This is a genomic window from Adhaeribacter sp., from assembly GCF_057359045.1.
On the sequence record NZ_JBMQUD010000147.1, the window covers coordinates 1 to 13,785 of the forward strand.

Sequence of the window (13,785 nt, forward strand, 5' to 3'; positions counted from 1 at the left end):
GGCGTTTTTTATAAATCAAACCAAGAGATTAAAATTAGGTTTATCTTTTGCAAGATTCCATCTGGCAATGCACAGATGCTAACTAGTTTAAAATATCTAAGTAAGCTCCCGGCCGCGAGGCCCCGTCGCTGGGTTTAGACTGCCTAATCTTCCTTTGCTCCTTCGTCGGAATGCTAAAGCACCGGTAACTTAGAAGGTCTTCCCCCCACCGATTGCGAAATTTATCAGTAGCTGCTGCTTTTCTGCCCTGAACTTTACAGGAGAATTTTATCATCCAAATATTTACTAAAAGAACTCTCCTACCGGAGATGCGTTATCGCAACTCCTTCCCCTATTTAGGGAAGGTGCCCGGAGGGCGGAAGGTTAATGGCAAGTAGCTAGATAAAAAACCAGTCTAGTGAGAGATACTGTTACACTATCTTCACTTCTTCTTGACCTTATTTAAAATTGATTACTGATAACCGGCCCTTCTAAATACTAATAACTAATATTTGTACTTATCGCCCCACCAATTTCGCAGGTTCTTACGCATTTCGTTTTCGCGGGCGTTATTGCCCGGTTCAAAGAATTTTTTGTTTTTAATTTGTTCGGGCAAAAACTCCTGTTGTACAAAGTTCTGGTCGTAATCGTGGGCGTATTTGTAGTTTTTACCGTACCCGAGTTCTTTCATGAGTTTAGAAGGTGCATTGCGCAAATGTAGCGGCACGGGTAAATTACCGGTTTGTTTTACCAGTTCCTGGGCTTCCCAAATAGCCATGTACGACGAGTTGCTCTTGGGCGAAGTAGCGAGGTAAACCGCTGTTTGCGATAAAATAATACTACTCTCGGGGTAACCAATAACCTGCACCGACTGAAAACAGGTGTTGGCCATAATCAGGGCGGTGGGGTTGGCATTACCAATATCTTCGGAGGCCATTATTAACATGCGCCGCGATATAAATTTAGGGTCTTCGCCGCCTTCAATCATGCGGGCCAGCCAATACAGCGCAGCATTGGGGTCGCTGCCCCGCAAAGATTTTATAAACGCCGAAATAATATCGTAGTGCATTTCGCCGGCTTTGTCGTACATGGCAATATGCTGCTGCGCCATTTCCTGCACCAATTCGTTTGTAATTTCCAAGTTATCGGTGTTGGCGCCTTCTACTACAATATCGAGCAGGTTTAAGAGTTTGCGCGCATCGCCGCCCGAAAGCATCAGCAAGGCATCGTACTCTTTAACCCGGATATCTTTGTTTTTCAAAAATTCATCTTCGGCCAGGGCTTTGTCTATTAAAGCTATTAATTCTTCTTTAGAGAGATGTTTCAGCACATATACCTGCGACCGCGACAGCAAAGCTGATATTACTTCGAACGAGGGGTTTTCGGTGGTAGCGCCAATAAGTGTAACAACCCCCTTTTCTACGGCTCCCAGCAAAGCATCCTGCTGCGATTTGCTAAACCTATGAATCTCGTCGATAAACAAAATGGTACCAGGCCGGTGCCGGGCTTTGTCTATTACTTCGCGCACATCTTTTACGCCAGCGTTAATGGCGCTTAAGGCAGTAAAAGGTAATTTTAACTGCGAGGCAATAATATTGGCCAAAGTGGTTTTGCCTACGCCTGGCGGGCCCCACAAAATCATCGACGGAATCATGCCCGATTCCAGGTACCGGCGCAAAATACCTTTCTCGCCCACCAAATGTTTCTGACCGGCAAACTGATCGAGATTATGGGGCCGCATGCGCTCGGCTAAAGGTGTTTTGGGCGCGTTCATGTATTTATTCCTTTAAAATTAAGTAGCTAAATAATATACAGGTTAATAAAATGCAAAAGTAAATATAATTATGGCCTATACCTTAAGGCGACAAATCTTCTACAATCTTATTTTAGTTCTTTTTTACACTTATATTTTAAATATTAGTTAATCATTTAAACAATACTCATTAAATTTAACAGCGCTTTTGCCTATTATTTAAAAAATATTCATTATTATATATTAAAATAAACCCAGTTACCAGATAAATAAAACTTTTAGTAAGCACTGTGATTTTAATAGAAAAGTGCTATATTAATTCTTTAAAAGCCAAATTTTTAATTTATACCTAAAAAACGTATATGAAAAAAACAATTACATTACTTATTCTTTTGTTAAGTGCCTGTAGCTGGTGGCCGGTATTGGCGCAGCAAAGAGAAGTTTCCGGTAAAGTAACCAATTCGGTTGACAACAATGCTTTGCCCGGCGTAACGGTAATTGTTAAGGGCACCAATATAGGTACTTCTACAGATATCAATGGCACTTACCGTATTACGGTGCCGGATGCTAATGCCACTTTGGTCTTTAGTTTTGTGGGTTATCTGCAGAAAGAAGTACCCGTAAATAACCAGACCAACCTGGATGTTACAATGGCGGAAGATACCAAGGCTCTAAACGAAGTGGTGGTAACGGCTTTGGGCATACAACGCGACGAACGGTCGTTGGGTTATGCTACGCAGGAGGTAAAAGGCAGCAACCTTACTTTTACGAAAGAGCAGAACGTTATTGGTTCTTTGGCCGGTAAAGTTGCCGGAGTGCAGGTAACCGGCGCTTCGGGAGCCAGCATGGGCGGTACACAAAAAATTAAAATCCGGGGAGCCAACTCTATTTCGGGTGCCGACCAGCCCCTGATTGTGGTAGACGGCACGCCCATCTCTAACGCCAATTTTGCGGGCAGCGACCGCGCCGATTACGGCAACTTAGCCCAGGATATTAACCCGGAAGATATAGAATCGGTGAACGTGCTGAAAGGCCCGGCGGCCTCGGCTTTGTACGGCATCCGAGGGCAATACGGCGTAATCATGATCACAACTAAAAAAGGCGCTAAAGGTCCTAAAAAAGTAACCGTACAATTAAATTCTGCTTATTCGGTAGAACGGGCGGGCAATTTTATGCCGCTCCAGAATGTGTACGGCGGTGGTTCCAGCCAAACCTGGCGGACTTTAGCCAACGGCGAAAAATACGTGGACATGAGCATAGACGAAAGCTGGGGGCCTAAAATGGATGGCACTTTGGTACGGCAGGTTTTTAGCTTTTACCCCCAGGACTCCGAATACGGCCAGTTAACCCCGTTTGTAGCGCACCCCAATAATATAGAAGATTATTACGAAACCGGTTACACCCTTAACAACGGCGTGTCTATAGCGGGCGGCGGCGAAAATTCTACATTCCGGTTAAGCTACAACAATACCAGTATAGGCGGGGTAGAACCCAATACCTGGCTCAAAAGAAACAACCTGGGCGTAAGCGCCACCTTAGATTTAAACAAAAAACTGAGTGTTTCTACAAATATAAATTATGCCAATAACAGTGGTCAGCGCCCGGCACAGGGCTCAGAGTGGGGTGCCCGGTATATGGTACAATGGTTTCAGCGCAACATAGACATGAACCGTTTAAAAGATTACCGCTACCCCGATGGCACCCTTAAAAACTGGAACCTGAACCGCCCCACTGCCGCCGGCGTGATTAATTACACCGGGCTTTACTGGGATAACCCGTACTTTGAAGCATACGAAAACCTGAACAACGACAGCCGCGACCGTTTATTTGGCGATGTGGGCCTTACCTACCAGGTTTTACCCGATTTAAAATTGAGTGGTTTTGTCCGGTCCGACATGTTTACCCAGAATATAGAAACCAGAATTGCTTTTGGCAGCCGGCGCGTGCCCGGTTATGCGGTAGGTAAGTACCAGGGCAAAGATATGAACTACGAATTCCTGGCCCAGTACACCAAAGAACTAGGTGATTTTTCTATTAACGCCAACCTGGGCAGCAATATTTATTCTACCCGGTATACCTATGTTTCGCAGGCTACGGCCGGCGGACTTTCGAGCCCTAATTATTATAATATTGCGGCTTCTATCGATCGCCCTACAACCAACTCTTACCTGCGGCGCAAACAAATCCGGAGCGGCTATGGTATGCTCTCGGTTGGTTATAAAAACACGTATTTTGTAGATGCTTCGCTGCGCAACGATAACTCTTCTACCCTGCCCGAAAACAACAATTCTTATTGGTATCCATCGGTATCGGGTAGCTTTGTGTTTAGCGAATTAATTGGCTGGAACCCGCTGTCTTACGGTAAATTGCGGTTAAGTTATGCCCAGGCCGGCTCCGACCTGGCACCGTACGAGACCTCATTTAACTACGGCGTAGGTGGTATTTATAAAACCGCCAGCAGCACGGTAAATTCTTTGTACATAATGGATGAATTGCCAAACCCCGCCATCGAACCTTCTTTCGCGCATTCTTACGAAGCCGGAGCAGACTTTAAATTCTTCGGCGGCCGCTTAGGCATTGATTTTACCTACTATCAGCAAAAAAACAAAAACCAGATTCTGCCACTGCGGGTATCGGGTACCAGCGGGTATAGCTCAACCAATATCAATGCCGGCCTGATTGAGAACAAAGGGATTGAACTGGCTTTAACCGCAACCCCTATAAAATCGGACCGGTTTAACTGGAATGCTACCTTTAACCTAAACCGTAACCGGAGCAAGGTGGTAGAACTGGCTCCTGGCACCGATGTGTACCCCATGAGTTCTACTACGTACTCCAGCGTAACCTCTTACCTGAACTCTTACGTGGGGCAACCTTTTGGCAGTTTGGTGGGCAAAGCGTACCAGCGCGACCCGGCAACCGGCAAAATATTACTTGGCCGTAACAATATGCCTTTATACACCGAAGCCAACCATAATTTTGGCAGTGTATTACCCGATTATACCGGCGGTTTTCAGAATATTTTCCAGATTTGGAAGTTTGACTTGGGTGTAATGCTGGATTACCAAATGGGTGGCCAGTTCTTTAGCCGGTCGCGTATGCTGGCCGTTAAAACCGGTATGGCTCCCGAAACTGCTGCCCTCAACGACAAGGGTAAAAATGTACGCGACCCGCTTACCGAAGACGGCGGCGTAAAAGTTACCGGCATTTCGGCCGAGACTGGTCAGGAAGTTACCGCTTACGTAGATGCCCGTACTTATTTCCGGACCACGCTGGGCACGCATGTTTACGAAGCATGGCTGTACGATGCCTCATATATAAAATTAAGAGAACTGCGCCTGGGCTATAGCTTTGATAAAACCACGGCCCACTGGCTGCCTTTTACCCGCGTTAACCTGGCGCTAATTGCCCGTAACCCCGCCATGCTCTGGCAAAAAGCACCCAAAGGTTTAGACCCATCTGAATTATCTGCCGGCAGCGAACCCATTAGTTGGTACGAGTCGGGCCAGGCCAATACGGTGCGCTCTTACGGGGTAAATCTTAACATTACATTTTAATGCAGCACATCATGAAGAAAATTTATATAATCGCTTTGGCTAGTTTATTCCTTGGCAGTTGTAATAAGTTTGACGAAGACATAAATGTTAACCCAAACTTGCCAACCGTAGCTTCTAATACCCAGCTCATAGCCAACGCCGAACTAGCCCTGCCGGGTTTAAGCTCCTCGCCGCAAGGAGAATATTACGCGCAGTTTTTATCGGAAACGCAATACCCCAGTTCGTCGCTTTACAATACCGTTAGCTTTAGTTTTTACAATTGGTATACCGGCCCTTTAATGAACCTGGAAGCGGTACTGAACTCGCAGGAACTGAATACCCTGGAAGGCCCGATTAATAACCAGTTGGCCGTAGCCAAAATCCTGAAAGCCTATTATTTCTGGCACCTGACCGATAGATGGGGCGATATTCCTTACTCCGAAGCCTTACAAGGCCGGGCCGATTTTACCCCTAAGTACGATACCCAGGAATTTATTTACACCGATCTTTTCCGGTTGTTAGACGAAGCCAACACCATGATGGTAGCCGGTAATATTACCAACGACCTTATATATGGCGGTGATGTTACCAAATGGAAAAAACTGGGTAATACCATCCGGCTGTTAATGGCTTTGCGTTTATCGGAAGTAAATGCTACCAAAGCCCAGGAAGAATTTAATAAAGCTTTAACGGCCGGCATTATGACTTCAAATGCCGATAGCTTTGTGTTTAAACATTTAGCCGAAGCGGCCAACGAGAACTATTGGTACGATCAGATAAACGACCAGAAACGGCAATGGTGGGCTCTAAGCCAAACGTTGGTAGATAAAATGAAGCCGGTTAACGACCCCCGTTTAGCTGTTTACGGCAACAAAAATACCGCCGGCGACTATGTAGGGTTAAAGTTTGGCGAAACCGATAATTTAGACAAAGCCAATCCTTCTTTATTGGGATCGGCCATCTGGAAACAAGATGCACCAATTTACCTGGTAACCTACGCCCAGGCATTATTTGCCAAAGCTGAGGCGGCTAAACGCGGCTGGATTGCGGGCGGCGATACCGAAGCCGAAACCAATTACAATGCCGCCATCCAGAACTCCGTTTTACAATGGACCGGCAGTACCACCGGCGCCGCCACTTTATTGCAAACCGCCGAAGTAAAATACACCCCGGCCAAAGCCCTGGAGCAAATTGCCACCCAACGCTGGATTCATTTATTTATGCACGGCTATGAGGCCTGGGCCGAATGGCGCCGAACTGGCTATCCCAACAATTTAGTTTCGCCGGGAGGAGCGGCTATACCTAACCGACAAGGCTACCCCACCGAAGAAGAATTTAATAACACTGAAAATTACAAAGCAGCGGTTCAGAAAATTGGCAAAGATGACTTGTACACCAAATTGTGGTGGGATAAAAATTAAAAGCTTACCTGGTTCCGCAAAAAAGCCCTGATTTCCGAAGAACCAGGGCTTTTTAGTTTAATATTTAAGCTACACAATAATACACAAATACCATACTTTGCAGGTTTACTACTTTGCATGCGCGGGTATTTCGCCAACGATAATAATTTATTTAGCCGCTCATTAAGCCACTACTGCGCTCTTATATCTTAAGTTTAGTGCTTAATGCCACCTCTATTTGCTCAGTGTAAAAATCCTGAATGGTGCGGCCGGTAGCTCTTACCTGTTGCGGAATCAGGCTATTTTCGGTTTGGCCCGGCACCGTATTAATTTCAATAAAGTAAAAGTTACCGGTCTCTTCCTGCAAAATATAATCAATGCGGGTAAAACCTTTGCAATTAAGCTTCTCAAAAGCACTCTGCACAATTTTCTCTACTCTTTGCTTTTCCTCGGGAGTCATGCGACCAGGCGTAATTTCTTCGGTAATGCCGGTTGTATATTTGGCTTCAAAATCGAAGAACTCTTTAGAACTAACAATTTCGGTAGCCGGTAAAACTTTAACGCCCGTCATACCGCGGTATACCCCAATGGTAAATTCCCGGCCGGTTATAAACTCTTCTACTAACACCTGGGTGTCTTCGTTAAAAGCTTTTTGTAAGGCTTCGGGCAGTTCATCAGCATTTTTCACTTTGCTCATGCCAATGCTGCTACCCCCGTTGTTGGGTTTAATAAACAACGGAAACTGTAACGTGCGGGTAATTTGCTCAATATTTTTGGGTGTATGTAAAAACAATTGAACAGATTTAGCCACGTGCAAATCGGGTACATCCTGTACAATGGCTTTGGTGTAGCCTTTGTTCATGGTTATGGCCGAGGTAATGGCATCGCAGGTTGTATACGGCAGGCCCACCATATCAAAATACCCCTGCAACTTTCCATCTTCGCCCGGCGAGCCGTGTAACCCAATAAAAACACAATCAAAATAAATATTACCCTCGGGCAAGGCCAGCGAAAAATCGTTTTTATTTATTTCGTAGCGGGTGCCATCGGGCGCTTCGTAGTACCAGCTGGGACGGGTAATAATTATTTTATAAACGTTAAATTTTTCCGGGTCGAGGTTCTGGTGTATTACCGCGGCACTTTTAAAAGAGATAACCGATTCGCCAGTAAAACCGCCGGTAACCAACGCTATAGTTTTTTTCATGTTGCCCATTCAGGTTAAAAATACGGTCAAACTTACCTAAAAAAAATGTCCCGGAACAGGCTGACTCAGAAAAAAGCCATTCCGTTCCGGGACGTTTGGGGTATTAAGTAATAAATTGTTTTACGTGATACGATTCTTCTAATATAGATACGTACAATGTAATACGTTACTACAGGTGAATTACCTCGTCGTAAGCGGCGGCGGTAGCTTCCATAATGGCTTCGGACATGGTAGGGTGCGGGTGTACCGCTTTAATAATTTCGTGACCGGTTGTTTCGAGTTTGCGGGCTACTACCACTTCGGCAATCATTTCGGTTACGTTGGCGCCAATCATGTGGGCACCCAGCCACTCGCCGTATTTGGCATCGAAAATAACTTTTACAAAGCCATCTTTTACACCGCCGGCACTGGCTTTACCCGATGCAGAGAACGGAAACTTTCCTATTTTTATATCTAATCCTTGTTCGCGGGCTTCTTTTTCGGTTAAACCTACCGAGGCGATCTCAGGAGCGCAATACGTACAACCCGGAATATTTTTGTAGTTGAGCGGCTCCGGATGGTGACCGGCAATTTTCTCCACGCAAATAATGCCTTCGGCCGATGCCACGTGGGCCAAAGCCGGACCTTTTACAATATCGCCAATGGCGTAAATGCCTTCTACATTGGTTTTGTAATAATCGTCGGTAACTACCCGGCCTTTTTCTACGGCTATGCCTAGTTCTTCCAGCCCCAGGTTTTCGAGGTTAGTGGCAATACCTACTGCCGATAAAACAATATCGCAATCAATAAATTCTTCGCCGTCGGCTTTTTTCACGCGTACTTTGCAGCCGTCGCCGCTGGTATCTACCGATTCTACCGAAGCATTGGTTAAAATATTGATGCCGGCTTTTTTAAAGGATTTCTCGAGTTGTTTTGATACTTCTTCGTCTTCTATTGGTACCACGTTGGGCATATATTCTACAATAGTTACTTTTGTACCCATGGCGTTGTAGAAATAAGCAAACTCTACCCCAATGGCACCGGAACCCACTACAACCATTGATTTAGGCTGATTTTCCAAAACCATGGCCTGGCGGTAACCAATAATTTTTTTACCGTCGATGGGTAAATTAGGCAACTCGCGCGAACGGGCGCCGGTAGCCAGAATAATGTGCGGTGCCTCTACGGTACTTTTATTACCATCGGCGGCTGTTACTTCAATTTTTTTATTTCCAATTAATTTACCGGTACCGGCAATATGATCGATTTTATTTTTCCGGAACAAAAAATTAATCCCCTTGCTCATGCCGTTGGCTACGCCGCGGCTCCGGTTAATTACAGCGCCAAAATCGGCCGAAGCTTCGCCTACCGAAATACCATAATCTTTAGCATGCTGAATATATTCAAAAACCTGCGCGCTCTTTAACAAAGCTTTGGTAGGAATACAACCCCAGTTCAGACAAATCCCGCCTAATTCGGCTTTTTCTACCACGCCTACTTTCATGCCTAACTGCGATGCCCGGATGGCAGCTACGTAACCACCTGGTCCACTACCTATTACTATTAAATCGTATGATGCTGATGCCATTCTGATAGCGTTTTACGTTTATAATGATGGGGCAAATTTACCTGAATATATCTATTTCACAAACGGATTAATCTGCCGCCCGTATAGGGATACGGAAGTATCTTATATAGGATTATATAAATATTTATTAAATAAAATTTAAACTGCTTTACTTATCCTTAAATTTGCCCGATTTCTGGCCTAAACCCAATTTAGAATTAAATTATTTATGAAAAGTCTTCTTTATTTTTTTTGTGCTATGGTTATTCTATTAGCGGGTTGTTTACCCAAAACCGCTAAATATTACTCCAGAACCGGGTTAACCAAAGCCGAAAGTAAGGATTACGAGGGTGCTATTGCCGAATATACCAAGGCACTGGAGAAGAAACCCGATGACCCGGAACTATACAAGCTACGGGGCATTGCCGAGTACGAATTAAAAGATTATACGGCGGCGGCCCAGGACATTAACCGCTCCATTGTACTGAAAGACGGCGATCCCGAAACGTACAAGTACCGCGCTGACATAAAAACCCAACTTACCGATTACAAAGGTGCCATTCCGGACTACAACCAAGCCTTGACGCTAAACCCGGAATATGCGATTGCTTATAACGGCCGCGGCTATTGCCGGGCCAAATTAAAAGACATTACCGGCGCTATTACCGATTTTAATAAAGCCCTGATGATGAAACCCGATTATGCCGTAGCCTATAACAACCGGGCGAATGCTTTTTTGCGCACCAAAGCTTACCAGGAGGCCCTGCAGGATTATAACAAAGCTCTGGAAAACAACCCTAACCTGGCCGAAGCTTATTATAACCGTGGCATTACCCACCGCATTTTAAAAGATAATGCCGCCGCCTGCCAAGACTGGGCTACTGCCGTTGGAAAAGGCATTACCAGTGCCGAAAATTTAATCAGAAAATATTGCAAAGGATAAATAATAACCTGCCTGGTCTATTTTAGCAAGCCTATAAGATGGACCGGCCTTAAAACCTGCAAAATTAATTTTGCGAGCCTAATCTGTTAATAAACTTAGGGCCAAATATGCGTTTATCCGGGGGTAGCCGTTGCTGACGCTTACCGGTACTTAATTATAAAGGTAACCGATTTCCCTAAACGAATACCTCGGTGGTATAAGCAGCTTTTTCTGGCGGTACAAATCATCAAAATCAAATATTATTCGCATCATTTAAATACCTATCACTAGCCAATATATTTATTCCTTACCTGGCTAAGCTTTTCTTCCTACAACTACGTATAGCATAATCTCTTACTCTTTAGCAGTTAAATTTTGTTCCTTTTATTTGGACAAAATTTATTTGTTTTATAATTTAAAGGTTCTGCGCTTTACATTTATTATAAGTTTAAACCCAAAAGCTTATGAAAACATATTTACTCTTGTTGTCTTTCCTGTTATTTAGTCAAAGTTTGCGGGCGCAATATATGCTTTCTAACAATGCAACTGATTTACGCCCCGCCGACCACAAAAGAGCCGTAAAGCATTACACCCATGTTATTGAAGAAAACAAAAAAAACCTGGACGCTTATAAAAACCGGGCTAAAGCCAACCTGGAGTTAAAAAACTACAAAGAAGCTATTACTGATTACAATGTAATTATCCGGTACGAGCCTACTAACACCGATGCCATTTATAACCGGGGCTTAGCTAAAATGTACCTGAACGATTATCGGGGTTCCTTAACTGATTTAAATAAGTTGATAAAGCTTAACCCCTCCGAAAAAAATTATTACGAAATGCGGGCTTCCGCCAAAATGAACATGTTTAACGCCAAAGCGGCCATTCAGGATTACACCCAAATTATAAAGCTCGATTCTACCGCCATGGATGCCTACTATAACCGTGGCCTGGCCAAATACGAAGTAAAAGACGATAAAGGCGCTTGCCAGGACTGGCAAATAGCGGCGGCTACTGATAACCGCGCCGAAAAAGCTTTAAAAAAATATTGTAAGTAAGTCTCAGGCTTAACGCAATTCGCAACTAATATTTTTCAGGCAAAATCAATCCTTTCTCTCTCTTGATAGCAGTTACCTATCTGGTTCCCTAATCTAATCCGGAAAAGTAGTTGCAATAAAGTACCGCTCACCAAAGTACCGCTCACCGCTGCAAGCAATTTGCTGTACAGTATAAAACCAGAAGGTAATTTAACTCAAAATAGCCATTACTAATCTGACTTAATTGGGTGGTAAATGGATATTAACAATAAACAGAGGTAATCTTGTTACTATTCATTTACCTGGAAAGTGGTATTGCCGGAGTTCCCCGCCTAATTTATGAGAGGTTGGGGGTGGTTAATACATTTTCTGATTAGCTCAGGCTTAATGGAATGCAGCCTGATGTTTAGCAGGTTACAACGCCTTTTATTGGGGTTCCGGTGGGTAATCCTTACGCCCTCCGGGCACCTTCCCTAAATTAGGGAAGGAGTTGGGGTAATGCAGCTTCAGTAGTTAACTTGTTTTAGTAAACACTCAGTTAATTAAATATTATAACAAGTAAGTATAAGGCAATATAGCGGTGGGTACTGGTATATATCGCAGTCGGTGGGGAGAAGACCTTCTGGAAGATTCTCTTCTAAATTACCTTGAAAGATGGAATCTTTCAAAAGATAAACAATAGCTTTATAAAAGATTTACTTATCAGCACTGAAAAAGTGGAAAAACCCTTCTTTTTTACTCGCTACTTCACTGTACGTTAATATTACTTTCTTACCGCTCCACTGCACCATATTATCAAACTCTTCGGTTACTTCGTAAACCAATTCGCCGGGGCCATAAATCTCCTGGAAGAATTTTAACAGTTCGCGACTGTTCTCAATGCCCGGGGCCGTAATATAAATGTGGTTAAGTCGGCCCTTGTGAAACCCATACACGATTTCGGTAAGCGGCATTCCGTTAATAGACAATTTATCAGAAGTGCGGCGGCAATTATAATCTTCCTCTTCCTGCCATTCGCGCCTAACTTTTTTAAAGAACTTTATGTGCGTACCCAACTGCACATCCCGAAACCCATTTTTCTTATCTAACTTAGCTAACAACTGTTTTTCTAAGAGTTCTTTTGCTAAAAGCTCTTCTGCCGTTAATGGTTTTTCTACTACCCGGCTCGAATCAGCTTGGGTTGAATCAGTTCGGCTTAGCAATGGGGTTTCACTTTGGGCCTTAGCAAACTGGCTAATACTTAAAAAAATAAATAATATTACTGCTACACTTCTCATCTCGGCCGGTAAAATGCCTGCAATTTAAGTTAATTACTAAACCTTATAAAAACAGAAGCCCTATTTTTTACTTAAATGATTTTTTAGCTTCGTTCTTTTGGTGTAAGACGGGGCATTTACAAGTTAGCTGGTTGCCTAATTTTAAAATCTTTATCTACCTTTGGCCCATGAAACTACTCGAAGGAAAAATAGCATTAATAACCGGCGCGTCTAAAGGAATTGGACGGGCCATTGCCCAGAAGTTTGTGCAAATGGGCGCCCAGGTGGCATTTACCTACTTATCTAGCGTAGAGAAAGGCCAGGCACTGGAGCAGGAATTGGCTACTGATGGGGCCAAAGTAAAAGGCTACCGCTCCGATGCTTCGGATTTTGCCCAGGCCGAAAAGCTAATTGAAGATGTAGTAAAAGATTTTGGCCGCCTGGATATTCTGGTAAACAATGCCGGTATTACCAAAGATGGCTTGCTGATGCGCATGACCGAAGAGCAGTGGGACGCGGTTCTTAACACCAATTTAAAATCGGTATTTAACCTCACCAAAGCGGCTACTAAACCCATGATGCGCCAGAAAAGTGGTTCTATCATAAACATGACCTCGGTGGTGGGCATAAAAGGCAATGCTGGCCAGGCCAATTATGCCGCTTCTAAAGCTGGTATTATTGGTTTTACCAAATCGGTAGCTTTAGAATTAGGCTCGCGCAATATTCGCAGCAACGCCATTGCGCCGGGCTTTATCGAAACCGAGATGACCGGCGAACTGGATGCGGCCGTAGTAGAAGAGTGGAAAAAAGCTATTCCGCTGCGCCGCGGTGGCTCTCCCGACGATGTAGCAAATGCTACGGTTTTCCTGGCTTCTGATTTATCGGCTTATATTTCGGGGCAGGTATTACAGGTAGATGGCGGCATGCTGACTTAGTTTGGTTGTTCGTTAATTGTTAGTTGATTCTTGCCGATAATAATTTGTTTCTGGTGCCCGACGTAGCTAATTCTAAGTATTAATAATAGCCGAAAAAGAGTAACGGATATTTTTAATTTTTAATTCGTTAAGTACCAAGTTTTAATGATTTTAGAACAATTTACCTTTGGTCGTAACAAAAACTCCGCCCATCGGTTAATATTTAAACAAGCCTATG

General features: G+C 44.0%; 9 protein-coding genes. 5 read left to right on the forward strand and 4 right to left on the reverse strand.

Annotation, left to right across the window (positions count from 1 at the left end):
* Window positions 1-484: 484 nt before the first annotated feature.
* Window positions 485-1,753, reverse strand: coding sequence for a replication-associated recombination protein A (locus ACO1R6_RS22530; protein ID WP_486267552.1), 1,269 nt, complete (start codon window positions 1,751-1,753; stop codon window positions 485-487).
* A gap of 341 nt (window positions 1,754-2,094) precedes the next feature.
* On the opposite strand from ACO1R6_RS22530, the gene ACO1R6_RS22535 reads away from it, so the two are divergent.
* Window positions 2,095-5,289 carry a SusC/RagA family TonB-linked outer membrane protein gene (locus ACO1R6_RS22535; protein ID WP_486267554.1) on the forward strand — a complete coding sequence of 1,065 codons (3,195 nt, stop codon included), beginning with the start codon at window positions 2,095-2,097 and terminating at the stop codon, window positions 5,287-5,289.
* A gap of 11 nt (window positions 5,290-5,300) precedes the next feature.
* Window positions 5,301-6,689 carry a SusD/RagB family nutrient-binding outer membrane lipoprotein gene (locus tag ACO1R6_RS22540; protein ID WP_486267555.1) on the forward strand — a complete coding sequence of 463 codons (1,389 nt, stop codon included), beginning with the start codon at window positions 5,301-5,303 and terminating at the stop codon, window positions 6,687-6,689.
* Between the two features lie 181 nt (window positions 6,690-6,870).
* Here the strand turns inward: ACO1R6_RS22540 and ACO1R6_RS22545 are convergent, their stop codons facing one another.
* Window positions 6,871-7,872: a D-alanine--D-alanine ligase gene (locus tag ACO1R6_RS22545; RefSeq protein ID WP_486267557.1), complete on the reverse strand. Its 1,002-nt coding sequence runs from the start codon at window positions 7,870-7,872 to the stop codon at window positions 6,871-6,873.
* A 169-nt stretch (window positions 7,873-8,041) separates the two neighbouring features.
* On the reverse strand, window positions 8,042-9,439 hold the full coding sequence (gene lpdA / locus ACO1R6_RS22550) for a dihydrolipoyl dehydrogenase (protein WP_486267559.1): 1,398 nt from the start codon (window positions 9,437-9,439) through the stop codon (window positions 8,042-8,044).
* Between the two features lie 208 nt (window positions 9,440-9,647).
* Here lpdA and ACO1R6_RS22555 point away from each other — a divergent pair, with 208 nt between their 5' ends.
* A complete protein-coding gene (locus ACO1R6_RS22555) occupies window positions 9,648-10,361 on the forward strand; it encodes a tetratricopeptide repeat protein (protein WP_486267561.1) in 714 nt (237 codons plus the stop codon).
* Window positions 10,362-10,804: 443 nt separating this feature from the next.
* The gene (locus ACO1R6_RS22560; protein ID WP_486267563.1) at window positions 10,805-11,398 is read left to right on the forward strand and encodes a tetratricopeptide repeat protein; all 594 of its coding nucleotides are present in this window, start codon (window positions 10,805-10,807) and stop codon (window positions 11,396-11,398) included.
* Between the two features lie 674 nt (window positions 11,399-12,072).
* On the opposite strand, the gene ACO1R6_RS22565 is transcribed toward ACO1R6_RS22560, so the two are convergent.
* Complete coding sequence (locus tag ACO1R6_RS22565) at window positions 12,073-12,654, reverse strand: hypothetical protein (RefSeq protein ID WP_486267565.1); 582 nt, start codon at window positions 12,652-12,654, stop codon at window positions 12,073-12,075.
* A gap of 167 nt (window positions 12,655-12,821) precedes the next feature.
* Between ACO1R6_RS22565 and fabG the strand changes: the two genes are divergently transcribed.
* On the forward strand, window positions 12,822-13,568 hold the full coding sequence (gene fabG / locus ACO1R6_RS22570; protein WP_486267567.1) for a 3-oxoacyl-[acyl-carrier-protein] reductase: 747 nt from the start codon (window positions 12,822-12,824) through the stop codon (window positions 13,566-13,568).
* The last annotated feature ends 217 nt before the right edge of the window (window positions 13,569-13,785 follow it).